20 protein-coding genes are annotated in these 24,795 nt (G+C 56.6%); 7 read left to right on the top strand and 13 right to left on the bottom strand.

What is annotated here, in order from left to right; genetic code table 11:
* Positions 1-83 precede the first annotated feature (83 nt).
* Positions 84-1,706 carry a hypothetical protein gene (locus LVD14_RS04755; protein ID WP_237132887.1) on the top strand — a complete coding sequence of 541 codons (1,623 nt, stop codon included), beginning with the start codon at positions 84-86 and terminating at the stop codon, positions 1,704-1,706.
* Between the two features lie 2 nt (positions 1,707-1,708).
* On the opposite strand, the gene LVD14_RS04760 is transcribed toward LVD14_RS04755, so the two are convergent.
* The 3 genes from LVD14_RS04760 to LVD14_RS04770 are packed head-to-tail and all read right to left on the bottom strand — an operon-like array spanning position 1,709 to position 3,778.
* A complete protein-coding gene (locus LVD14_RS04760) occupies positions 1,709-2,461 on the bottom strand; it encodes a YggS family pyridoxal phosphate-dependent enzyme (protein WP_237132888.1) in 753 nt (250 codons plus the stop codon).
* A gap of 33 nt (positions 2,462-2,494) precedes the next feature.
* Entirely contained in the window at positions 2,495-3,250 is a 756-nt protein-coding gene (locus LVD14_RS04765) for an anti-sigma factor family protein (RefSeq protein ID WP_237132889.1), read from the bottom strand.
* Positions 3,251-3,301: 51 nt separating this feature from the next.
* Positions 3,302-3,778 carry an RNA polymerase sigma factor gene (locus LVD14_RS04770; RefSeq protein ID WP_237132890.1) on the bottom strand — a complete coding sequence of 159 codons (477 nt, stop codon included), beginning with the start codon at positions 3,776-3,778 and terminating at the stop codon, positions 3,302-3,304.
* An 82-nt stretch (positions 3,779-3,860) separates the two neighbouring features.
* Here LVD14_RS04770 and LVD14_RS04775 point away from each other — a divergent pair, with 82 nt between their 5' ends.
* Both LVD14_RS04775 and LVD14_RS04780 read left to right on the top strand, forming a co-directional pair.
* Positions 3,861-5,480, top strand: a complete 1,620-nt coding sequence (locus LVD14_RS04775) for a S8 family serine peptidase (protein WP_237132891.1) — start codon at positions 3,861-3,863, stop codon at positions 5,478-5,480.
* Between the two features lie 120 nt (positions 5,481-5,600).
* Positions 5,601-6,635 carry a type IV pilus twitching motility protein PilT gene (locus LVD14_RS04780; protein WP_237132892.1) on the top strand — a complete coding sequence of 345 codons (1,035 nt, stop codon included), beginning with the start codon at positions 5,601-5,603 and terminating at the stop codon, positions 6,633-6,635.
* Positions 6,636-6,692: 57 nt separating this feature from the next.
* Here the strand turns inward: LVD14_RS04780 and LVD14_RS04785 are convergent, their stop codons facing one another.
* From LVD14_RS04785 to LVD14_RS04810, 6 genes are all read right to left on the bottom strand, one after another.
* Positions 6,693-7,529 carry an ion transporter gene (locus tag LVD14_RS04785; RefSeq protein ID WP_237132893.1) on the bottom strand — a complete coding sequence of 279 codons (837 nt, stop codon included), beginning with the start codon at positions 7,527-7,529 and terminating at the stop codon, positions 6,693-6,695.
* A gap of 45 nt (positions 7,530-7,574) precedes the next feature.
* On the bottom strand, positions 7,575-10,463 hold the full coding sequence (gcvP, locus tag LVD14_RS04790; RefSeq protein WP_237132894.1) for an aminomethyl-transferring glycine dehydrogenase: 2,889 nt from the start codon (positions 10,461-10,463) through the stop codon (positions 7,575-7,577).
* A complete protein-coding gene (gene gcvH / locus LVD14_RS04795; RefSeq protein ID WP_237132895.1) occupies positions 10,460-10,843 on the bottom strand; it encodes a glycine cleavage system protein GcvH in 384 nt (127 codons plus the stop codon). The genes gcvP and gcvH overlap by 4 nt, the downstream gene beginning before the upstream one ends.
* A 58-nt stretch (positions 10,844-10,901) precedes the next feature.
* Positions 10,902-12,017 (bottom strand): glycine cleavage system aminomethyltransferase GcvT, encoded by a 1,116-nt coding sequence (gene gcvT / locus LVD14_RS04800; RefSeq protein WP_237132896.1) that lies wholly within the window; start codon positions 12,015-12,017, stop codon positions 10,902-10,904.
* Positions 12,018-12,095: 78 nt separating this feature from the next.
* Positions 12,096-12,797, bottom strand: a complete 702-nt coding sequence (gene lepB, locus LVD14_RS04805) for a signal peptidase I (protein WP_237132897.1) — start codon at positions 12,795-12,797, stop codon at positions 12,096-12,098.
* Positions 12,798-12,933: 136 nt separating this feature from the next.
* Entirely contained in the window at positions 12,934-13,326 is a 393-nt protein-coding gene (locus tag LVD14_RS04810) for a hypothetical protein (protein WP_237132898.1), read from the bottom strand.
* 243 nt (positions 13,327-13,569) lie between these two features.
* Here LVD14_RS04810 and LVD14_RS04815 point away from each other — a divergent pair, with 243 nt between their 5' ends.
* From LVD14_RS04815 to LVD14_RS04830, 4 genes are all read left to right on the top strand, one after another.
* Positions 13,570-18,054 (top strand): DEAD/DEAH box helicase, encoded by a 4,485-nt coding sequence (locus LVD14_RS04815; protein WP_237132899.1) that lies wholly within the window; start codon positions 13,570-13,572, stop codon positions 18,052-18,054.
* A 72-nt stretch (positions 18,055-18,126) separates the two neighbouring features.
* A complete protein-coding gene (locus tag LVD14_RS04820) occupies positions 18,127-20,595 on the top strand; it encodes a zinc-dependent metalloprotease (RefSeq protein ID WP_237132900.1) in 2,469 nt (822 codons plus the stop codon).
* A 138-nt stretch (positions 20,596-20,733) separates the two neighbouring features.
* A complete protein-coding gene (locus LVD14_RS04825) occupies positions 20,734-21,120 on the top strand; it encodes a hypothetical protein (RefSeq protein WP_237132901.1) in 387 nt (128 codons plus the stop codon).
* Positions 21,121-21,131: 11 nt separating this feature from the next.
* On the top strand, positions 21,132-21,815 hold the full coding sequence (locus LVD14_RS04830) for a fumarylacetoacetate hydrolase family protein (RefSeq protein ID WP_237132902.1): 684 nt from the start codon (positions 21,132-21,134) through the stop codon (positions 21,813-21,815).
* Here LVD14_RS04830 and ruvX read toward each other — a convergent pair.
* From ruvX to gshB, 4 genes are read right to left on the bottom strand one after another with little or no spacing between them, the layout of a single operon-like run.
* Complete coding sequence (ruvX, locus tag LVD14_RS04835; protein WP_237132903.1) at positions 21,802-22,254, bottom strand: Holliday junction resolvase RuvX; 453 nt, start codon at positions 22,252-22,254, stop codon at positions 21,802-21,804. The two genes, LVD14_RS04830 and ruvX, sit on opposite strands and share 14 nt — an antisense overlap.
* A 4-nt stretch (positions 22,255-22,258) precedes the next feature.
* Positions 22,259-22,855 carry a YqgE/AlgH family protein gene (locus LVD14_RS04840; RefSeq protein WP_237132904.1) on the bottom strand — a complete coding sequence of 199 codons (597 nt, stop codon included), beginning with the start codon at positions 22,853-22,855 and terminating at the stop codon, positions 22,259-22,261.
* Positions 22,856-22,871: 16 nt separating this feature from the next.
* On the bottom strand, positions 22,872-23,720 hold the full coding sequence (locus LVD14_RS04845; protein WP_237132905.1) for an energy transducer TonB: 849 nt from the start codon (positions 23,718-23,720) through the stop codon (positions 22,872-22,874).
* A gap of 28 nt (positions 23,721-23,748) precedes the next feature.
* Positions 23,749-24,702, bottom strand: a complete 954-nt coding sequence (gshB, locus tag LVD14_RS04850; protein WP_237132906.1) for a glutathione synthase — start codon at positions 24,700-24,702, stop codon at positions 23,749-23,751.
* Between the last annotated feature and the right edge of the window lie 93 nt (positions 24,703-24,795).

Here is a 24,795-nt window from a genome sequence, read left to right on the forward strand (position 1 = left end):
ACGATTATGTCACAAAGAAATTGGCGGGGGCCATGTCAATATTCTAGACTGCAGCGACTAGTGGACATCCGCAAGGACTGCCGATGATAGATGCTCGACGGGCGCGGGATCTGATCACGTTGCTCGAGCAAACAGCGTCCGCTTATCCGACGTTGGCGTTATACAACTTTATAGCCGCAATGCCAGGCGCGGTGCAGGCGATGACCGGCAGTGATCTGCTGCACCGTGCTCAACTTCTCGCTGGCAGCCTTCAGGCTGTGTCCGGGCGTCGTCGACACGTGGTGTTGATGTATACCAATGACGAGTTGCGCGAGCTGGTTGAGGCATTGTTCGCTGTAATCCTGTCGGGCCATGTGCCGGTGCTGGTGAGGGCCAATCTGCCTGCCGATCGGCACAGCCTGCTCTCAACCATCACCACGCTGGAACCTGCCGTGGTACTGGTTTCCGAGCAGCGATTGCGAACGCTGGCCGACTTGCTTGCTCATCACCGCCTGCCCTTAACCCCCCATGTGGCTGCACTATCGACTCTGAAGCGCGGCCCCTGGCAGCGCCCTGCATTGAATGGCAGTCATGTCGCTCTCAAACTGCCCGCCAAAACAGGCGTGCGCTCCGGTGCTGAGTCCAGTTCCGCAGCCGGATTCAAGGCCTACACGCATGCCGATGTGTTGAACTCGCTTCGACACCTTGATAAAGCCATGGCTCTTCGGGACGACGACAGATTGTTTGCCTGGCAGGCCATGAACGGAATTCGGCCCCTTCTCCTGCATGTCCTGATGCCCGTTTACGCGGCGCTGCCAAGCTATCTTGGCATGGCTGCCGGGGTGCCAGTGACCCCTGAACGCTGGTGGTCGGCGATCAATCAGTATGGCTGCACGGTGGCCGGAAGCTACACCACGTCGCTGTTGTCCGGGAAAGATTCGTCCGTTGTGTTGGCTGGTGGCAAAAGTACATTGCGTTTGTATTATGAAAGTGACCGTCTCGCAAACCCGGTCCTGCTTAAGCGGATGATGGCGTGCTTTCGTCGCCAGCAAATACAGCCGCCGAAGCTCTGTTTTCTTTATGAGCCTGCGCTGTTCGATGGCGTCATTCTGGCCAGGCAGGACATCAGCACCATTAGCATTGCAGGTCGCAGGCTGCTTGGTGTCGGTGGCGAATCGGGCTCACATCGCTGGAATCTGCAGCGCTTGCCAGAAGGCATCGCCCGAAATCTGGTGCCTGTAACAGGCGATGCCTGTCTGGTCAGCTGGACGCGCGCCGGCGCTGGAAAAGCGGTCCGGCAGACGCCAGTGCAGGACATTGTCGTGGTGCGAAATGACACGCTGTATATTCTTGGGCAGTTCGATAACCTGATTCAGTGTGGCAGTCAGCTTGTTTGCGCTGAGCATCTGGAAGCGCTGATCACGCAACACTTCCTGAAGCGTCATATCAGCCATTGCATGGCGATTGGCGGGAATCACCGCCAGGAGATTGTGCTGATGGTGGAATGTGCCCGCAAGGCGCCGGCCGAAACCTGGCGGGGCCTGGTGCCGGACATTGTAAAGCTGATGGCGGAGGTACTGGGACTGCCGGCACCGAGGGTTTTGCTGTTGCGACCGGGCAGTCTGCCCAAGACGGATGCTGGTACATTGCAACGAGCGCGCTGCCGGGAACTGTTTCAGTCTGGAGCAATCATGACGCGGCTGCAGCCAGTGAGGGGCAAAGCCTGAACTCAGCTGCCGCGCTGGCCAAACAGGGCCGTGCCGATGCGGATGATTGTGGCGCCCTCCGCGATGGCGGCCGGGAAGTCTCCACTCATGCCGATGGACAGTGTGTCCATCGTTGCATGACGTGTGCACAACTCGTCGAATAGTTCTTTGAGAGGGCGAAACGTCTGACGCTGCTGCTCGTAGTCAGAACTGACCGCTGGAATCGCCATCAGGCCTCTGAGAACCAGCCGGTCCATCTGGCTGATCTCCTGACAAAGTGCTGCTGTCTCCGCGAGTGAGACGCCTGACTTGGTATCTTCATCTGACAGGTTCACCTGAACGCAGACGTTTAATGCTGCCTTGTTGGCAGGGCGCTGCTCGTCAAGCCGGCGGGCGATTTTGACACGATCAACGCTGTGCACCCAGTCAAATGCCCCGGCTATATCCCGGGTCTTGTTGGACTGTACCGGACCGATGAAATGCCAGTTTATTGCCAGGGAGTCAGCCTGAGGTCCAGTCGTAGCGGTGGACGAAACAGATTCCGGCGTTAGCGCAGTAATTTTTTCCAGCGCTTCCTGCACGTAGTTCTCACCAAAGTCACGTGCGCCGGCATGCCAGGCTTCGCGTATCCGGTCTACGCCATGCGTTTTGCTGACCGCCAGCAATAAGATGCTGGCGGGGTCGCGACCGACCTTGAGGGCTTCGTCGCGTAATTGCTGCAGCAAATGCTGGTAGCGGCTGGCAACCGATGAGTCGTTCTGTGTGTTTGCTGTCATGACGTGAATAATACCACGCCTTGCAAGACTTGATTAACGGGCCAGCTGAGACCGTTCCTGCTCCGGCTGCAAAGGGCCATTCACCATCAGGGAATCCAGTATCTGGTCAATGCTGGTCGCACTTGATGTAGCCGTCTGGTAGGTGGCTCCGGCCGCGTCAGTACTGATTGTCATTTCGGCGACGTTCAGCCACTCGTTGTTGGCTCGACAGACCACGCCCTCGCGCTGTTGTTGCGGGCTTTCAAGCAGGTAATGTCGACACAGGCGCGCACCAGCATCTTCAAAGCTAAAACTGATTTGCAGCTGCTGATTACCGGGCAGGCTGACAGACTCGCCACTTGCGGCGCTGCTGATTGCTGCCAGAAATTCTGCCTGGCTGCCAGACCGGGTCTGTGCGATATCTGTCTGCATGCCACTGGATGAGCTGCCACTGCCAAGCAGATAACCGCCAGCCAGCCCCACAGCCAGAACCAGACAGGCTGCTTTGGCAAGATGTTGTTGAGCGTTGTCTGACAGTGTCTGGATGGATTTGCGCCACGCAGACATCTGAACGACATTGTCGGTCGAAGTGGTCTGCGTGTCCTGCAGCATGGCGAGAACCGATGCCGGCATCGGGGTGTCGTCAATCAGCCTTGCGTGACGTCGCACCAGCTCATCAGCCTGTTTCAGTTGCGCCAGCCGCGCTGCCAGCTCGTTGTTCGCTGCAAGCTGCTGCTCCACCTCGCGCTTCTCGGCGGGGGACAATTCGCCATCAATAAAGGCAGACAGTGTTTCGTCGGTTATCGTCATGGTTTCGACTCCGTAAGCCGATTGCTCGGGCGGACTGTGAAAAAAAACATCTCAATTCGTTAACTGCAGCGAGCTGGCGAGTCGTGCGCGTGCCCGGGATAGCCTGCTCATCACGGTGCCGATCGGAATTTCAAGTTCGTCGGCGACCTGTTGGTAAGGAAGGCCCTGAATGGCCACCATGGTCAATACTGTCTGCTGGTCTTCGGGCAGATGCTTGATAGCTGCCATGACACGCTCCAGTTCCATCTGCGAGTGGACATCGCTCTCACCATCCACCTGACCGGCTTCGTAAACTTCGGGCTCAACATCCACATTGCGTCGAATTTTGCGGGACCGGTATTCATCGATCCACAGATTCCGGCAGACGGTAAATGCCCATCGCGCCAGCTCAACGCCGTCGGGCACACCTTTCTTCAGCAGCCTTTCGACAGTTGCCTGCAGCAGATCGTCCGCATCATGCACGGACTGGGTCAGTGACCAGGCAAAGCGTCTCAGCGCTGGCAATAGCTCCAACAGCTCAGCTTTCATGGGGCTTGTTTTTCTCCTTCCTTGTGTCGATAACGAACAATCGTGTAGTTTATTCCGCCTGTAATCCAATTCCGAGCATATCATGTTGTTCCAGGCTCACCGTTATTTCTTTAAGCGTGTCAGAACCATTGGTCTGGCGGCCCTGATCGCCATGCAGCTGGGCGCCTGTGTACCGCTGACGGCCGTGGTTGATGAGGCCCAGCAGGCCTATGAGCGACTTCGGGACCACAACGTGGTAGCCGCCAGGGAACGCAGGGAGCAGGAAGAAAGTGAGCGCTTACAATCTGGTTCGGGCGGTGGAGCAAATGAGAGCGTCGGCCAGAATGTTCAGACAGCACCTTCGCGTGGTCGAGCAGCAACAACATCTGATGCCTCTGCCGCCGTCAGCGGAGACATCATGCGGCGGGTTCAACAGGGTCAGATCGAGGTGACCAGTGCCGGTTTAACCACGCAGCCGTTTGTTGGCCCGGTCCGCCGCGCGGCGCCAGACACTGAGGGAGCGCCGCGACCTTTGCAGGGACCGCCCAGAAATCCCGTTGGTCTGATTCCGCCTCTACCGGACAGGCTGCAATTACCCGTTAGCGGCGGTGTACCTCTGGCGGAAATTGAAGTGGCGCCCAACGTGCGCGCCATCGAGCGGCAGTGGGTCATGGTCGTGAATCCCGAGCAGCGCATCCAGCTGGAGATCCAGGCGCCTGTGGTCCTGCAGTTCATGATCAGGGAGCATGAACTCAATGCCATGAACCGGGATGTACTGGTATTTGATGTGCCGGCAGAGCTTGATGCTGATGATGCCATTTTGCAACTGTTGCCAGATAGCCTGCGACCATTAATGGATCGCAATCATGTATATCAGGCACAGACTGGTCCCGTGCCAGCGCGCGGCAGCAGTGTGTCCCTGCCAGTGCCGCTGGCCGCTATCTGTCAGGCACCGGTCTCTATAGGCATTATTGATTCTGCCGTAGATAACAATCATCCGGCACTGGCATACAGGGGACGTCAGGCACCTGTAGTCAGCCGCAGTTTTATCGAAGAGGGGCTCAGCAGTCCGCCCGCGCATGGCACGTCAATAGCAGGTGTACTGATAGGCCAGGGTGATGAGCTGGCACCTGTGGTGCCGAATGCCACTCTTTATAGTGCAGCGGTTGTATACAGCCAGGATAACTATCGTCAGGGGGCCAGCGCCTCCAGCATCATGCAGGCGCTTGACTGGCTGGCAGGTGAGTCAGCCGTCAGCGTTATCAACCTCAGTCTTACCGGGCCGGCCAATCGAGTCCTGGAGCAGGGCGTCAATATTGCTGCCGACCAGGGCAAGGTACTGGTTGCCGCTGCCGGTAATAACGGACCTTTTGCGCCAGAGCAATATCCATCGGCTTATGACCCGGTTGTTGCGGTGACTGCCGTTGCGGTCGATCGCAGCATCTATCGTTGGGCTAACCAGGGTAACCATGTGGAATTTGCTGCGCTGGGTGTGCAGCTGCCAACGGCGGGTAATGACGGCCGGCTGACACGCCAGTCTGGCACCTCTCTGGCGGCTCCTATTGTAGCGGCCTTTTTTGCCTGCGAGCTGTCACGCAATGGAGGCAGTATTGCTTTGGCGCGGGAAACTCTGCAGGCCCTGGCCGAAGACCTGGGCGACATCGGACGTGATGCTGTATTTGGATACGGCCTGTTGCATCCCTGGCCAATACCCCAACGCTAATGTGGAGCTGTGCAGGCGATGGCGCAGACTGGCAGCAGAGCCGCTATAAACACTTTAGTGTGCGATTGATTGGAGTTGCTGTCGTTTTTCTTTTTTGTTGAAGAATAGGTAATGATTTAAATGGATATAACCAAGCTGCTGACCTTCTCTGTAAACAATGGAGCATCGGATCTCCATCTGGCGGCGGGCATGCCACCATTGATCCGCGTTGATGGCGATATGCGCAAAATCGATTTGCCTTTGATGGACCACAAGACGGTGCAGGGGCTGATTTATGAAATCATGTCCGACCGGCAACGCAAAGACTATGAAGAGTTCATGGAAACGGATTTTTCATTCGCGATATCGGGTGTGGCCCGTTTTCGTGTGAACGCGTTTACGCAGAATCGGGGCGCTGCGGCTGTTTTCCGGACCATTCCGGACAAGGTGCTGACAATGGAGCAGCTTGGGATGGGCAAGGTGTTTGAAACCATCGCCAGTCTCAGCAGAGGCCTGGTACTGGTTACGGGTCCAACGGGTTCGGGCAAGAGTACTACGCTGGCAGCGATGATTGATTTCATCAACAAGTCGCGCTACGAACACATCCTGACCATAGAAGACCCCATCGAATTTGTGCATGAAAGTCACAAGTGTCTGGTCAACCAGCGTGAAGTACAGCGTGATACCCTGGGATTTAACCAGGCCCTGCGCTCAGCACTGCGTGAGGACCCCGATATTATTCTGGTGGGTGAGTTGCGTGATCTGGAAACCATCCGTCTGGCACTGACGGCTGCTGAAACAGGACACCTGGTATTTGCAACACTGCATACCAGTTCTGCCGCCAAGACCATTGACCGTATTGTGGACGTTTTCCCGGCTAGTGAGAAAAGCATGGTGCGCTCGATGTTGTCAGAATCCTTGCAGGCCGTCATTTCACAGACGCTCCTGAAGAAGAAAGGTGGGGGCCGTGTCGCCGCTCATGAAATCATGATGGCCACACCCGCCATACGTAACCTGATTCGAGAGGACAAGATCGCGCAGATGTACTCGGCGATTCAGACTGGCGCCGGGGTGGGCATGCGCACACTGGATCAGTGTCTGAAGGAGCTGGTTACTGCCGGTACTGTCGAAGTCGAGATTGCGCGCAGCAAGGCGAAGATGCCGGATAATTTCTAGTTCAGATCACGTGCATGCTGCCCGGAAACTGTCTGCAGGCCTGGGGCAGCTGCTGCTTTATTCGCTGGACGTCCGGGACGACTGCGGGATAGACGCCTGCAGTCGATCCACCTTGTCATTCAGTTCACGAATCAGCACCAGCATTTCTTCGCGCTCGGCGTGCGCGGCACTTTCCTTTTCGTCGCGGCGGCGATTCTCTTCTTCGTAGTGACTTTCCTGCATGGTGCTGACGATGATACCGATAAACAGGTTCAGGACAACAAAGGCTGTGATCAGTACAAAGGTGATAAAGAACATCCAGGCATAGGGATAAACTGCCATAACCGGTCGTGATACACCTTCTGACCAGCTTTCCAGTGTCATCACCTGGAACAGCGTATAGAGTGTGCGGCCAAGCGTTCCAAAGTCGTCAGGAAAACGTTCGGCAAACAACTGCGTGCCCATAACGCCAAAGATGTAAAACACCATCGACAGCAAAAACAGAATCCAGCCGATGCTGGGAATCGCGCGCAACAATGACTCGATGATACGGCGGAGCCGATCAATTTTGGTCAGCAATCTCAGTACCCTGAGGATACGCAGCGCACGCAGTATCGCCAATGGCCCGGTGGCAGGCAGCAGGGCAATGCCAACTATCACAATATCAAAGACATTCCAGCCGCTGCGGAAGAAACGGTGCCCGTATGCGTAGAGTTTCAGCGCAATCTCGGTGACAAATATCGCCAGTACAAGCTGCTCGATTATTCTGAGCGGTTCGCCAGCAATACGCATCACGCTGGCGGAAGTTTCCAGGCCCAGCGTAATCGCATTAAAGATGATCACCCCAATGATAAAATTCTGGACTATCGAGCTTTCTATCCAGCGTTCAACGCGCTGACGAAACGACTGCTTCATGACACAACCTCAAGACCTGGCGGGCAACATGCGTTCGCCAGGCTCTTATGTGTAGTTCTCAATGGCCGGACATGCACAGAACAGGTTTCGGTCGCCATAAACGTTGTCGATACGATTAACCGCGGGCCAAAACTTGTTGTCACGCAGTGAGTCGACTGGGAATGCCGCTTCCTGCTTGCTGTAGGGACGGTCCCAGGCCTCGTCCATAATGTCGGCAAGTGTGTGCGGTGCATGTCGCAGCATGTTGTTCTCGGCGTCCAGTTCACCAGAGGCAACCCGGGCAATTTCCTTGCGGATGCAGATCATTGCCTCAATGAAACGGTCGAGTTCTGCTTTGGGTTCGCTTTCTGTCGGTTCGATCATCAGCGTGCCGGGCACCGGGAAAGACATGGTCGGAGCATGAAAGCCGTAGTCCATCAATCGCTTGGCGACGTCTTCTTCGGTGATACCGGTGGCTGCCTTTAAGGGACGGAGGTCGATGATGCATTCGTGAGCGACGCGACCGTTTTTGCCAGTGTAGAGAACCGGATAATGCGAGCTGAGTTGGCGCGCAATGTAATTGGCGCTGAGAATCGCGACCTGTGTGGCTTTCAGCAGGCCGGACGCACCCATCATGGCGATATACATCCAGGAGATTGGCAGAATGCTGGCGCTGCCCCAGGGTGCCGCAGACACGGCGCCACTGTCTGGCAGGGGGCCGTCCAGCTGCACGACCGGATGGTTGGCGACAAAAGGAGCCAGGTGTTTCTTGATGCCGATTGGCCCCATGCCGGGACCGCCACCACCGTGTGGAATACAGAAAGTTTTGTGCAGATTGACGTGGGAAACATCGGCACCGATATCGCCAGGGCGTGATACGCCTACCTGAGCATTCAGGTTGGCACCATCCATGTATACCTGGCCACCGTGATCGTGCACGATCTGACAAATGTCCTTGACCGACTCTTCGAACACGCCGTGTGTGGACGGGTAGGTGATCATCAATGCTGCCAGGGTGTCACTGTACTGCTCTGCTTTTGCTTTCAGGTCATTGATGTCGATGTTGCCATTTTTATCGCAGGCGACTACTACAACTTTCATGCTCAACATTTGTGCGCTGGCCGGGTTTGTCCCGTGGGCCGAGCTCGGAATCAGACACACATTGCGGTGCTGCTGTCCCCGACTGTCCAGGTAGCGGCGTATGGCCAGCAGCCCGGCGTACTCGCCCTGAGCGCCGGAATTTGGCTGCATGCTGACGGCGTCGAATCCACAGATTTCGGCCAGCATATCTTCAAGCTCGCCTATCATCTGCAGGTAGCCTTTAACCTGCTCACGTGGCACAAATGGGTGTGGCTTGCTGAATTCTGGCCAGGTCACAGGTTGCATTTCTGCTGTTGCGTTCAGCTTCATGGTGCATGAGCCCAGCGGGATCATCGCGTGCGTCAACGACAGGTCGCGGTTCTCCAGACGTTTCAGGTAGCGCAGCATGTCGGTTTCGTTGTGATAGCGGTTAAACACCGGGTGCTGCAGGTACTCAGACTGGCGTTGCAGGGCAGCAGGAATGCCAGCGGCGTCATCCAGGCTGGCATCGATATCACTGACGTTCAGATTGCCTGCTTTATCGCCAAGGAATACCTGCCACAGCGTGACAAGGTCCTCGACACTGCTGCATTCATCGAGGCTGACACCCAGTGTGTCTGCATTCGTGTCACGCAGGTTGATACCTGCCGCTTTGGCACGTGCCAGCACTGCCGCACGTTCACTGCTTTCAAGGCTTATTGTCAGTGTGTCGAAAAAGCTGCTGTTCAGTTTCAGTCCGCTATTGGCGAGACCGGTCGCCAGGATTCGTGTGAGTCGGTGAATACGCAAGGCTATTTTGCGGATACCTTCAGGGCCATGGTACATGGCGTACAGGGCCGCGATGTTGGCCAGTAAAACCTGGGCCGTACAAATATTGCTGTTGGCCTTTTCCCGGCGGATATGCTGCTCACGGGTCTGCAGCGACATACGATAGGCCTGTTTGCCGCGTGCGTCGACAGAAACACCGATGATGCGGCCGGGGACCGCGCGCTTGTAGTCATCACGGGTAGCAAAGTAAGCAGCATGAGGGCCGCCCATGCCCATGGGCACGCCAAAGCGCTGAGTATTGCCAACGACCACATCGGCGCCCAGTTCACCCGGTGAGCTTAACAGAGCCAGGCTCATCAGATCGGCAGCGACACAGGCAATCGCGTCGCGCTGATGCAGTTGCTCGATAATGTCGCGCAAGTCCACCGCTTCGCCATTGCAGTTGGGATACTGGAAAATGGCGCCAAATACATCATGTTGCGCAGCCTCGGCAGCAGGTCCAACAACGATGTCGAATCCGAAACAGCTGGCGCGAGTCTTGATCACATCAATGGTCTGCGGGTAGCAGCTCTCATCGATAAAAAATACATTGGCCTTTTTGGCTTTGCTGACACGCTTCGCCAGCGCCATTGCTTCGGCTGCTGCAGTCGATTCATCCAGCAGAGAAGCGTTGGCCAGTTCCATTCCGGTCAGATCCAGGACCATCTGCTGATAGGCCAGCAAGGTCTCCAGTCGACCCTGGGAGATTTCCGGCTGATAGGGTGTGTAGGCAGTGTACCAGCCCGGATTTTCCAGCACGTTACGCAGGATTACCGGGGGCGTCACGGTGTCGTAATATCCCAGTCCGATGTAAGAGCGGCACAGCTGATTCTGCTGTGCCAGTTGCCGCAGTCGTTGCAGTGCCTGTTGTTCACTGGATGGGGCGTCAAGTGCCAGCGGCCTGTCGAGCGCAATCGCTGCTGGCAGCGTTGCGCTTATCAGGGCGTCCAGTGAGGGGTAGTCCAGCTCGGCCAGCATGGCCTGGATGTCATTCTCATCCGGGCCGATATGGCGAGCAATAAAAGACTCAGAATCGTGCAGCGAGCTCAGCGGCGACTTCAGGTTCATTCACACATTCCAGCGTAGGTGTTGGCATCCAGCAGCTCTTCCAGTTCAGCCGGGTTGCTTGGCAGTATTCGGCAGATCCACCCTTCGCCGTAAGGGTCAGCATTCACAGTTTCTGGCGCATCGGTCAGGTCTTCGTTGACAGCAATGACTTCGCCAGAGATCGGTGCGTAGATATCCGAGGCAGCCTTGACTGATTCGACGACACTCATTTCGTCTTTGGCTGAGACGGTGGCGCCTTCTTCCGGCAGCTCAATGAACACGATGTCGCCCAGCAATTCCTGCGCATGATCGGAGATGCCAATTGTCACGCTGCCATCCTCTTCAACGCGTACCCATTCATGGGTGGCGGCGTATTTCAGTTCATCAGGAAAATCACTCACGGGTCGATCCTCATAGTTTTGACTGTAAACTTGGTTTGATTATCAAGGCTTGCCGGCATCAGTCGAAAATCTGTTTGCCGTGGCGGACAAAGCCGGGTTTGACGGTGCGCACGGGCACAAGCCTGCCACGAATCTCGACCGCACACTGCGTGGTACCAGTCGGGATTCTAGCCAATGCAATAGCATGCTTCAATGTAGGTGAGAAGGTGCCGCTGGTGGTGATGCCATCAGCAGTGCTGCCGTCTTCCAGCGTACAGACAACACGCATGCCTTCGCGCAGAACACCGCGTTCTGTCATCACCAGGCCGGCCAGCACCGGCAGCGAGCCATCGGTCAGTTGGTCAGCGTGCAGTGCGACTGCGCTCCGACCAACAAAGTCACGATCCTCAGGTTTCAAGGCAATCGTCCAGCCCATATTTGCAGACAGCGGTGAGACTGACTCGTCCATCTCGTGTCCGTAAAGGTTCATGCCGGCTTCCAGGCGCAGAGTATCGCGGGCGCCCAGGCCAATCGGGCGCACGCCGGCTGCCAGCAGGGCATCCCACAACTCGGGGGCCTGCGACTCCGGCAGGATGATCTCGACACCATTCTCACCAGTGTACCCGGTGCGCGCCACCAGCCATTGATCGCTCTCGGCAGCGGTGAAGGGTTTTAGCGACTGGACTGCATCAGCCAGTTCAGGCTCGCCGCGACTGCGGAGAATGTCATCAACAATTTTCAGGGCCTTGGGGCCCTGCACGGCAAGAATCGCCAGTTCGGGGCGTTCTGAAAGCGTTGCCTGGTGAGACTCGATATGCCCCTGCAGCCATGCCAGGTCCTTCTCGCGGGTGGCACAGTTGACGACCAGCCGGTAGCCGTTGCGCAGGCGGTATACAATCAGGTCGTCAATTACGCCGCCCGTGTCGTTCAGCATCGCTGTATAGAGGGCCTGGCCAGGCTGGCCGAGGCGCGCGACATCATTGGCCAGCATCCAGCGCAGCCAGGGTTCGGCGTCGTCGCCGGCCACATCCACGATTGTCATGTGCGAGACATCAAAGACACCGGCATGCTGGCGCACGGCGTTGTGTTCTTCGATCAGGGAGGTGTACTGGATAGGCATGTCCCAGCCGCCAAAATCAACCAGCCTCGCCCCTGCGGTGCAATGGCGGTCATAAAGAGCGGTTTTCTGTCCCACAGCGGCCTCCGGAGGCGCATTCACGCCAAAACGCAATATTTTACGGTGAAGCGAAGGGATTTAACAGGGGTAAGCGAGTCAGTCCAGCTGCGCCATAAATCGTCCGGCCCTGGGCTTGAAATTGTGCTGGCTGTCCAGCGAGAAAACCACCGAACTGGATCGGCCGACCAGCTGATCCCGCGGGATGAAGCTGTACAGGCGGCTGTCTGCACTGTTGTCGCGATTATCACCCAGCACAAAGAAGTGGTCGGCAGGGACTTCGGCAGGGCCATAGCTGCGTGTCGACCGGCGTCCGTAGCCATTGGTGATCAGGGCCTGATGCGAGTCATCTACCAGGTGCTCAACGATGATGGTGCCTTCCTGGTCTTCACCGAGAACTTCATAGTCAACGATGTCACCATTGAGAACCAGCATGTTATTGCGCATGTAGATTGTGTCGCCAGGCACACCGATGATGCGCTTGACCAGACGCTTGCCGGCTGCCTCAGAGTCGATGATGACGATATCACCGTGCTCGGGATCAGACAGGCTCAGTAGAGAAATATCAGTAAACGGTATGCGGACATCGTAGGCAAGTTTGTTTACCCAGACTTTGTCACCATCCAGCAGCGTGGGTTGCATGGAGCGGCCGGAAATTGAATTGAGATCAGCCACTGCGCTCTTGAAACAGACAATGGACGCGAGGATCAACAGAAACTTCTTGTTTTCGCGCCAGAAAATGGCAAGGTATCGTTTCATGCAGGCCAGCTTATCCTTCAGACTTCCGGGGTTATCGGACATACAATAAATGTCCGTTTCCCAAAGGTAGCCATATCTGATGAATCGGTCAACCGCCTGCGATGAATCGAGTGTAATCAGCGGTTCAGGTGCCCGGCAGCGGGTCTGTCGGGCAAGAGTGGCTCTCTGAAATACGGGCTTACTGCTGGACAATGCCTGTATAAAACAGTGGGCGCGTCACAATTACTGCTCCGTCCCGGTCTTTGATGATCAGGTTGCCGTTCAGGGCGCCATCGATATCGATTTCTGCCAGAGACTGGTCGAAGAACAGCTGGCAGACAAATCGTTTGGCAGGCGTCTCAATGCAGGTGCCTGTCACCGGTGTTCCGGCAGTCTGGGGAGCCGAGCTGCCCAGTACACCGTTGACCCGAATGTAGCGCTGAGTGAATGCCACATCCAGCTTGATGCTGTTGTAGCTCTTGTTCTGTACCGTAAACGTATTGACGCCCCAGTCGATGCGCGACTCGGTAGCAGCTGTAGCGTTGCTGGTCAGGCACAGTAAGGCGATGAAAAACGATGTAAGGTATCGCATTCCAGATATCTCCGGGAGGATTGTTGTGACATGCAGGATACGGCCGGTTGAACGCGGCAATACTTTGATCCTGCTATAGACTCCTGTCAATACGACTTAAGTACTGGTCGGCGCTGTTCACGCATCATGGAGCGGCGTATACTGAGCTGTATGTATACACAGTAGCCAGCTGTTGGAAGCCATGCCTGGCACTCAACAGCCAGAGGCGGAAACTGGACAAATTGAAGGCGAACAACCACTGACATGTCGACTTCTTCTGTACTTTCAAATTTTCATCCGGCCAGTCGTGCCTGGTTTGCCAGCACTCTGGGCCAGCCGACGCCGGCGCAGGCCGATGCGTGGCCGGCCATTCAGGCAGGAAAGCACACTCTGATTGCAGCCCCCACCGGTAGTGGTAAGACACTGGCTGCTTTTTACGCTGTCATTGACCGTATGGTGTGTGAGGCACAACAGAAACAGTTGGTGACTCAGACCCGGGTCCTTTATATCTCGCCACTAAAGGCCCTCAGTAACGATATCGAGCGCAATCTCAAGCAGCCGCTGGCGGGCATTGAGGACGAGCTGTTCCTGCAGGGTGCTCATCCGGCTGACATCCGGATCGCCGTGCGCACCGGTGATACACCGCAGGCAGAGCGACAGAAAATGCTCAAAAACCCGCCCCACATCCTGGTGACCACTCCCGAATCCATCTATTTGTTGCTGACCAGTGCGCATGGCCGCAACATGCTGCGCAGTGTCGACACCATTATTATCGACGAGATTCACGCCATGCTTGGTGACAAGCGTGGCTCACATCTGGCCCTTTCGCTTGAGCGCCTGCAGGCCCTGACCGGGCGTCCGCTGCAGCGCATCGGCCTGTCCGCAACGCAGAAACCGATGTCTCTGGTCGCAAATTATCTGGTTGGCGCAAGGAGCGGAGAGCCTGCCGCCGCGCCGGTCATCGTGGATACAGGGCACCGTCGCACGCTGGATATCAATATTGAAGTCCCGGCCTCGCCTTTGACCGCTCTTATGAGCAACGAGGTATGGGGTGAGTTGTACGAACGGCTGGTGGAGCTCATTCAACAGCACCGTACAACCCTGGTATTTGTTAACACCAGACGTCTGTCCGAACGTCTGGCGCTGGCGCTGTCTGAGCGACTGGGCGCCGACAGCCTGTATGGCGAGGCTGGCGCGTCCCTGGTCAGCTCCCACCATGGCAGTATGAGCAAGGAGCGGCGCCATAACGCTGAGCAGCAACTGAAGGCGGGTAAACTGAAGGTGCTGGTGGCCACAGCATCCATGGAACTGGGCATCGATATTGGTGCTGTGGATCTGGTGGTTCAGTTCTCGTCGCCACACAGCATTGCGACATTCCTGCAACGGGTAGGCCGCAGCGGCCACCATGTCGGCGGCACCCCTAAAGGCATTCTGTTTCCGCTGACGCGAGACGACCTGGTGGAATGCAGCGCCCTGGTGGACAGCGTACGGCGAGGTGAGCTGGACCGCATCATCATGCCTGAGCAGCCATTGGACATACTGGCGCAGCAGATTGTTGCTGAGCTGGCGGCGCGGCAGGACGAAGATGTATCAGCACAGCCGCTGGATGAACTTTATCAATTGATGACGCAAGCCTGGCCTTATCGTGCGCTGCCCCGCGAGCAGTTTGACCAGCTGGTAAAAATGCTGGCAGATGGATATTCAACCCGGCTGGGGCGCCGTGGTGCCTGGCTGCATCTGGATCGTATCAATGGAAGAGCCAGTGCCCGTCGGGGTGCCCGACTCACGGCGCTGACCAATGGCGGTGCAATTCCCGACATGTTTGACTATCAGGTGGTGCTGGACCCTGATGACATTGTGGTGGGCTCACTCAATGAGGACTTTGCATTGGAAACCTTGCCCGGTGACATATTTGCACTGGGCACCCATGCATGGCAGATGGTGCGTGTGGATGGGCTTAAAGTCCGGGTACGCGACGCGCACGGTCAAAAATCCACCGTGCCGTTCTGGCTGGGCGAAGGGCCGGGGCGTACCACTGAGCTGTCGGAAGCGGTATCCAGGCTGCGCGAAGAGATCGACGAACGGCTGATAGATGATGGGCCGGAGGCGGCCATCCAATGGCTGGTCAAAGAGGTCGGGCTGCCGATTTCGGCAGCGTCCCAGCTAGTCGACTACCTCAGGGCTGGACGAAATGCCCTGGGCATGATGCCGACACGTGACCGCATTGTGATGGAGCGATTTTTTGACGAAGTGGGTGACATGCATGTTGTGATACATGCTCCGTTTGGGAGTCGTCTCAACAAGGCCTGGGGGCTGGCGCTGCGCAAACGCTTCTGTCGTACGTTCAACTTTGAGCTGCAGGCTGCTGCCAATGAAGACAGTATTGTTATCTCGCTGGGTTCAGTACACAGTTTTCCGCTGGAAGAAGTGTTCCACTACCTGCACAGTAATTCGGCAACCGATGTGCTGATCCAGGCGCTGCTGGATGCGCCAATGTTTGAAGTACGCTGGCGCTGGAATGCGACACGGTCACTGGCGATTCAGCGCAATCGCAGTGGGAAACGGGTTCCGCCGCAGTTTCAGCGCATGGATGCTGAGGACCTGGTGGCGCAGGTGTTTCCGGATCAGATTGCCTGTCAGGAGAACCTGACAGGCAAACGCGATGTGCCGGATCATCCACTGGTTGTGCAGACCATCAATGACTGTCTGACCGAAGCCATGGACATTGAAGGTTTGCTGGCGCTTCTGCAGCAGATGGAAGCCAGCCAGGTCGAGCTGGTGGCACTGGACTTGCGCGAACCCTCACCGTTTGCACAGGAAATCATTAACGCCAGCCCCTACGCATTCCTTGATGATGCGCCTTTTGAAGAGCGCCGCACGCTGGCCATTCGCAATCGAAGCTGGGTGGATCCCGCCGAGTCAGATGCCTACACCCGACTGGACGAAGCCGCCATTGCGCGGGTCAAGAATGAAGCCTGGCCGCTGGTTCGCGATGTTGATGAATTACACGATGCCCTGTACTGCGCAGGTTTCATGACTCGCGATGAGTTAGGCCGGATTATTGGTGGCGATCGCCTGTACCGGCAATTGCTGGAGCAGGGGCGTGCCTGTGCTATCAAGGCAGAAAGCATGCCGGGCGAGCTTTTGATTACGGCAGAAATGCTGCCAGTTTTCCGGCAGGTATTCGAGTCGCTGCAGAGCGCACCCGAAATTGAGCTGCCGGCAGACATGCTGACAGAGGCAGGGTCTGAAGAAGATGCGATTCAGACCATCATTCGACGCCGGCTGGATGTCCTCGGGCCGGTCACCGCAGTCCGCCTGTCCGATAGCAGTGGTATCGCTGTTAATCAGGTAGACATGGCACTAATGGTGCTGGAGCGACAGGGCTTTGCCTTCCGTGGCCGGTTTACACCTGGCAGTGTCGCAAATAACGACCCGGCAACACTGGAGTGGTGTGAGCGCCGCCTGCTGCAGCGCATTCATCGTTACACTCTGGATGCTCATCGCGAAGCCATTAAACCGGTTTCACTGCAGGCCTATACCTGTTATCTGTTCGAGCATCATGAACTTAGACAACAGACACTGCAGCCGCGGCCGCAACCATTGCCGTCAGCAGCGGCTGCGCAGGCCATACTGGAAAGAACCCTGGAACGTCTTGATGGTGTGGCAGCACCCGCGGCGGCTTGGGAGGGCGAAATCTTCCCGGCCCGGATGGCGCTGTATGACCCAGGCTGGCTGGATATCCTTTGTACTTCGGGGCGGTTGACCTGGGGGCGCTATTCACCACCCGCTCAGTTAACCGCAGTCCGGGCCGACAGTCGACGTGCCGCAGGTCCCATCAAGACCACGCCGATTACTTTGTCGTCGCGTCAGTTGATGGCCAGCTGGCAGCAGTTACATGGTGGCGCCTGGCAGGATCAGGCCCGGCTCAGCAGCAATGCCGAGCGTGTCCTCGACGACCTGAAACAGCGCGGCGCCAGCTTCTTTCATGAAATACGGCAGCGTACCGGCCTGTTGGCAGCCCAGCTGGAGCAGGCCTTATCTGAACTTGCTGCGGCTGGCAAGCTGACCAGCGATGGCTTCACCGGATTGAGGGCGCTGCTAACCCCTGATGCACGTAAACCATCCACCAAAGGCAGGCAGGGTCGCTCGGGACGCAGCCGGTCACGTGGCTACAGTGTCGAAGATGCCGGACGCTGGTCTTTGCTGTATCCACCCGATGCAGGCCCGTTGAATGACGAAATGACTGAAGAACTGATCATGGTATATTTGCTGCGCTGGGGTGTGATCAGCCGGCAAATTGTGTCACGTGAAAGTGCGGCCCCGGCCTGGCGCGACCTGTTGACAGTGCTAAGGCGACTGGAGTTGCGTGGCACCTTGCGTGGCGGGCGGTTTATCGAAGGCCTGGGTGGCGAGCAGTTTACGCTGCCAGAGAATGTTGCTCCTCTGCGTGAGCAGGCACGCAAGCTGAGAGAGCGCGACACGTCAGACTGGTCGACGGCTGACTACTGCAGTCTGGCAGCAACTGATCCGGTGAATCACCTGGCGCTGTTTTTGCCGGAAATGAAGCTTGCCAGAACCAGTCGCAACCGTGTCTTGTATAAAAACGGTGTACCTGTCGCTGTTCTTGATGGCGCCAAGGTAAAGTTCCTGCGTGAAATACCCGCTGAACACCAGTGGGCGCTAGAGCAATTATTGCGTCGTCAGGAAATCAATCCGCGGCTGCGATCCTATCTGGCCAACAGTTGAATGTAGGTTGCAGGCGAGTACTGATCCTGACCTGTAGCGATTAGCAGAACCAAAAACAAGGAGAACAAGCGCATGTTGTCAGTTACGGAATCCGCGCGCCGCACTTGGCGCACGATTGGCTTGCTGGTTTGCTGGACGATGGCGGCAGGCCTTGGCTCGCTTGTTCATGCGCAGCCAGAGTGGGATGCAGAGACCAGCCAGACGCTGGATGGTGCAAGTTTCCACGAAGGTTATTTCGATTATTACTACCAGCCCGCAACCGGGCGGCTGTTTCTGGTGGTTGATCGCCTTGATCAACAGTTCCTCTATGTGAACTCATTATCGACCGGTGTTGGCTCCAATGATATAGGCCTGGATCGCGGACAGATTGGCGACAGTCGTGTTGTACAGTTCGAGCAGCACGGCAATAAAGTTTTCCTGAAGCATATCAATCTCGATTTCCGCGCCGGTTCCGATAGTTTCATGGAGCGACTGTCTGTTCAGGAGGCTTTTGCCGAATCGATTCTGGCTGGCTTTGAAGTGGTAGACAGTCAGGATGGCGTAGCCCTGATCGACATGACAGACTTTCTGCTCAGCGACGCGCACGGTGTGGTGACGACGCTGCAGAATTCGCAGCAGGGTAATTACAGTCTCGATAAAGCGCGCTCTGCCATTTATCTGGAGCGGACCAGAAACTTTCCATTGAATACCGAATTTGAAGCGCAACTGACGTTTGCAGGCAACTCGCCTGGCGCCTGGGTCCGCTCGGTAACACCAACGCCGCAGGCCATCACAGTCAGACAGCATCACTCGTTTGTGCAACTGCCTGACGATAATTACCAGCCGCGTGCTTTCCACCCTGCATCGGGATTCTGGTCGCGCGGATTTCAGGACTTTGCAGCACCAATTAACGAGGACATGACCCGTCGCTTCATACCACGACATCGTCTTCAGAAGCGCAATCCCGACGTGGCTGTCAGTGAGCCCGTGACACCGATTATTTATTATCTGGATCCTGGCGTACCCGAACCGGTACGCAGTGCATTGCTGGATGGTGCACGCTGGTGGAATGCTGCCTTTGAGGCAATCGGTTATGTCGATGCGTTCCAGGTTGAGTTGCTGCCAGAAGATGCCGACCCCATGGACATTCGCTACAACGTGATTCAGTGGGTGCACCGGTCCACGCGTGGCTGGTCCTATGGCTCCAGTGTTGTTGACCCCCGCACCGGCGAAATCATCAAAGGCAAGGTAACGCTCGGCTCATTAAGAGTCCGGCAGGATTACCGGATCGCTCAGTCATTGGTTGGTCTGGCATCTGAAGGTTCTGATCAGGCCATTCAGGAACTTGCGCTGGCCAGGATTCGGCAATTGTCGGCACATGAAGTCGGCCATACGCTAGGCATCGCCCACAACTTTGCGGCCAGTGTTAATGATCGAGCCTCCGTCATGGACTACCCGCATCCACTGCTGGATATCACTGATCAGGGCGTGCTCGACGCTCTGGAAGCTTATGATGTCGGTCTTGGTGCCTGGGATTTTCAGACTATAAAGTATGGTTACTCGGAGTTCGCCAGCGAGGATCAGGAGGCGCAAGGTCTTGCTGCCATTCTGCAGGAGAACAAGGACGCCGGTCTGTTGTATATCACCGATCTTGACAGCCGTGCCGCCGGTGGCGCGCATCCCCTGTCGCATATGTGGGACAACGGGGCCGATCCTGTAGCCGAACTGCAACACCTTCTGGATGTGCGCGGATCTGCTCTGCAGCGCTTCAGCGCCGCCAACCTGAAACCCGGTCAGCCTTACGGTGAGCTGGAGGACATTCTTGTTCCCCTGTATCTGCTGCACCGTTATCAGGTTGAGGCAGTCCATCGGCTGGTGGGCGGCACTTACTACGAGTACTCAGTTTATGACGGGCAGGTCGCCGAATCAGAGCAGGTCATTCCGGTCGCGGCGGATATGCAGCAGCGTGCTCTGGATGCGTTGTTGCTGACCCTGACGCCAGAGCAATTAATGCTGCCACCCGAGATACTGGCGCTGATTCCTCCGCGGCCTCCAGGTTATGGCCGGACCCGCGAAAGTTTTCCACTGCGCACTGCGCTTGGCCTGGATTTCCTGAGCATCGCCGAGACGGCGGCGGACCACACGGTCAGCGGGATTCTGCAACCGCAGCGGCTGGCGCGAATCAACAATCTCAACATGCTGGACGACTCACTGCCCTCTGTACATGATGTGCTGACCCGTTTGCTGGAAGGTACTCTCTATCAACAACGTCAGGCCGGGCAGTCTGGTGCCGTACAGCGGGCTGTGGATCACGTCGTCCTTTATCATCTGCTGTCTCTCGCAGCAGATGACCAGGTTGGCAATCAGGTCAAAGCAGCCATTCACCTGCAGCTGGAAACACTGGAAGAGTGGCTGGATGATGCGGTGGACCAATCCCGCGATCGCGACTGGCAGGCGCATTATCAATTGAGCCTGGATGCGATTGATAGCTGGCGTGACAGTGGTGGTGAGACTATGCTGCTGACCGCGCCGCTGGCGATGCCACCGGGCGCCCCGATATGAGATAACATGGTGAGATCAGGTTTCCGACTTGAGAGAAAAGCCTGTGGTCCTGTCACAAGGTGGCTAAACAACTGAGCAACGTAAAACAACAATGAATGTGTCAGTGTTTATTTAATAGCCAGACAGGAGGGTAGCAAGATGAAAAAAATGGTCATCGCAATTATAGCGGCTTATGCCGTGTGGACAGTTATCTGGCTGGTGGGCAATGCGACACTGTTTGCCGATGTGGCGGCGCAGTCTGCAGATGGCACACCGGTGACGGCAGTCGGCGTGCTGCTGGGAATTCTATTGCTGAGTATCATCTGTTCGCTGGCAGCCGGCGTGGTAGCCGCCCGCCTGGATCGTGCAAACGCGTTTCGGGCAGTGCTGATCACTGGCGTGCTGCTGGTGCTCACTGGGGTTGGTGTTCAGGCAAGTGTCTGGGCATTGATGCCAGTGTGGTATCACCTCAGTTTTTTGATTTTGATTGTGCCGGTTGCGCTTCTGGGTGCCCGGCTGGTAAGTGGCTCAAGTGCCGCCGAGTGAGAGAATAAAAAATGAAAAATCTGTTTGACCTGACCCTGCCATCGATACCCATCGTTGATAGCGATACCCGTTTCCCGGTGAATCGCGTTTTTTGCGTTGGTCGCAATTACGCCGACCATGCCCGGGAAATGGGCGCGGACCCAAGTCGTGAGGCGCCGTTCTTTTTCAGTAAACCTGCCTGTGCGGTCTGGACGCCTGATGGCGAAGTGCCTTATCCCCCGCGAACCCAGGACCTGCATCACGAGGGAGAGCTGGTGGTGGCGCTGCGGCAGGGTGGCAGCCGACTGTCATTACCACAGGCGCAGGCTGCCGTTTATGGTTATGCCGTCGGTGTCGATTTTACGCGACGTGATTTGCAGGCAGAGGCCAAATCAAAGGGCAGACCCTGGGATGTCGCCAAGGGATTCGACGCTTCTGGTCCAGTGTCGCCAATAACGCCTGTCAGCGACACGGGCTGGCTGGAAAAGGGGGCGATCCGGCTGTCTGTCAATGGTCAGCTGCGCCAGCAGGGCGACCTGGCAGACATGATCTGGAAAGTTGATGAAATCATTGTGGAACTGTCGACGCTGTTCACTCTGCAGCCCGGCGATCTTATTTTCACTGGAACACCCGCTGGTGTCAGCGCAGTGCTGCCTGGCGATCAGGTTGAAGTGACAATTGATGGGCTGCCTGAACTTTCGTTCAGGATGGTGTAGCGGGTGATACGGCTGGCAATCCGGCCAGCCAGCTCTCCACGATCAGGCGCGCGGCAATACTGTCGACGGCGTCGTCACGATTGCCTCGCAGTATTTCACCCCGTGCGACGAAGGATGTCAGCCGCTCGTCAATACCAAAGCAGGGTTTGTGCAACTGCCCTTCCAGGCGTTTGCCAAACTTGCGTGCCCGTAGCAGTAAATCACTCTCGGAATCATCCATGTTGTAGGGAAGTCCTACCACAAATACATCGGGCTGCCAGCGCGTGACCAAAGCCCGCAGCATGTCCCAGTCAGGGATACCATCGCGGGCGGGAATGATGGGCAGGGCCTGCGCAGTCCCCGTCAGTGACTGGCCGACAGCAGCGCCGATACGTTTGGTGCCAAAATCAAAACCCAGGACTGTCAGGTGTTTCTGGACGCGAGAGGGGTAGCTGTTCATTGCGTCAGGAATGTCCAGTCAGAGACGATAATTGATTCAGGCTCACGCCCAGAATGCCGGCCGCTGCTTTGGCCATATTGTCAAAGTCTTCAGAGAACAGAATTTCAGGGTCGGCCGGCACCGTAAGCCAGGCATTGTCCGAGATTTCCTGCTCCAGTTGTCCGCTTTCCCAGCCCGCGCATCCCAGCGCGATCAGATAGCGGTCCGGTCCTTCACCGCGTGCGATGGCCTGCAGAATATCCTTGGACATCGAAAGGCTGACATCATCATTGACGCGCATGGTGTATTCCCACTCATCCGTCGTAGGGTGCACGATAAAGCCTTTGCTGCGTTCCACCGGGCCTCCGGCCATCACTTTTTTCTCGGACAGTCTGGCAACCATGTCATCGCTTACGGTTATCTTCAGCTCACTCATCAGGTCTGAAATAGGCAGTCGCGAGCAGCGGTTGATGACAACGCCCAGTGCGCCGTTATCGTCATGGCGCCACAGGTAGGTGACGGTACCATTAAAATTGGGGTCGCGCAGCTGAGGCATGGCGATCAGAAAATGGTGTTCAAGACTGGTGGCGTTTTCTTCGATTGCTTTGTGCATACTGCCCATGAATACGTCTCCTGGTTCATTGACTGCTAAAAGCATTTCCGGGTCTGAATCGCCATGTGCGGATGATTTCCAGAATATCAACCTCGCCTCGCAACTCTTCTGGAAAAGGATCGAACGGCGCAGCCAGTTGCACGATTTCCACCGCAGCCATGTCCAGCAGCTGATGGCCTGATCCCTGCAGTATGCGGATTTCCGCGACACTGCCGTTCGGGCGCAGCGCGACCATCATGCGCAGGCTGCCATAAATGTCATTCTGACGTGCTGCTTCAGGATAGTGCTGATTGCCGACCAGCTCAATGCGTTTGCGCCAGTTGTCGAGATACAGCGCATCATGTCGCTGCTGCGTGGATGCCGAGGAAATGGTGTAGCGCCGGGGCCGGTTGGCATAGGCCTGCTGCTGATGATCAAGCTGGGCCTGCAGGCTGGCGATGGCCATGGCAATTTCTTCGGGAGATGAATCTTCGGAGATCAGTCGCGAGTCCTGTTCATCGCGCGCTTCCAGTTGCTGGCTCTGCTGCTGCTCAGCATCGGTACTTGTTACAACACGAACATCCTCGCGCCGCTGTGCGGCAGGCGCTGGCGTCGGGATGGGTTGTACCTGCTGTATCGACTCATCGTAGATGGGAGATTCAAAGGGTGTTGCCGGGGCCGCCGTATCTTCCAGCGAGCCGCTGCCCTGCTGATTCGCCTGCGCGATAAAGTCCGCCTGCTCCGGTGCCTGCTCACTTTGAAACTGCGCGAGGGTTATCTCGATGGCCGGTGTCGATGGTCGTTCGCTCAAAAAGCTGAAACCGACACCGGCGATCACGATGACGTGAAAACAGGCCGAGATAAAGATCGTGAATCCGAAGCGTTCTTTTTCCATATCAAACTACAGCTGAACGTGGTCAGAATCAGGCCTGGCCCAGACGTGCAGCGATGACGTCCATCAGGTCGCCTGCAATATCAAGGTCGTGTGCCGCGTTAATTTCGCGTACGCAGGTCGGGCTGGTGACATTGATTTCCGTCAGGTAATCACCAATCACATCCAGTCCCACAAACAGCAGTCCACGTGCCTTGATGCTGTCACGTACCTGTTCGCAGATCCAGCGGTCGCGATCTGACAGTGGCTGCGCGATGCCACTGCCGCCAGCTGCCAGGTTGCCACGGCTTTCGCCTATCGCAGGAACTCTGGCAAGCGCATAAGGCACAGGTTCGCCATCGATCAGCAGGATGCGCTTATCTCCTTTGACGATTTCGGGTATGTAGCGCTGCGCCATGATCGGGCTGCGGCCGTGCTGGGTGAGCATTTCCAGAATCACACTGATATTGGTGTCGTCATTACGCACCCGAAAAATGGAGCTGCCGCCCATGCCATCCAGGGGTTTAAAAATCACATCACCGTGGGATTTGTGGAATGCCTTGAGCTTGTCGGCCCTGGCGCTGACCAGAAATGGAGGGCAGCATTGGGGGAACTGGGTAGCAAACATTTTTTCATTACAGTCGCGCAGAGCCTGCGGTTTGTTGACGATCAGCGTGCCAACTTGTTCTGCCCGCTCCAGCAGATAGGTAGAGTAGATATAGTTGCTGTCGAACGGCGGGTCTTTGCGCATCAGGATGACATTGAGCTCAGACAGCGGGCGCTCAACCGCTTCACCCATTTCGTACCATTTATTGGGGTCGTAGGCGACTGAAAGGGGGCGCATATGACCCATGGCAGTTTCGCCCTGCAGATACAGGTCGCCCTGTTCCATGTAAAAAAGCTCCCAGCCGCGCTCCTGAGCGGCAACCAGCATGGCAAGACTGGTGTCCTTTTTGTAGCTAATCTGGCTGATGGGGTCCATCACAATGCCCAGTTTGATCTGCATGACGCGAAAGTCTCCAGTGATAGTGCGATGGCCCATCATAACATGATTGCCTGACTGCCCCGCGTGGTGCTGCACACACTCTTTTTGTCTGCT

Origin of the sequence: Pseudohongiella sp. O18, assembly GCF_021729085.1 — a bacterium.
Lineage (GTDB): Bacteria > Pseudomonadota > Gammaproteobacteria > Pseudomonadales > Pseudohongiellaceae > Pseudohongiella.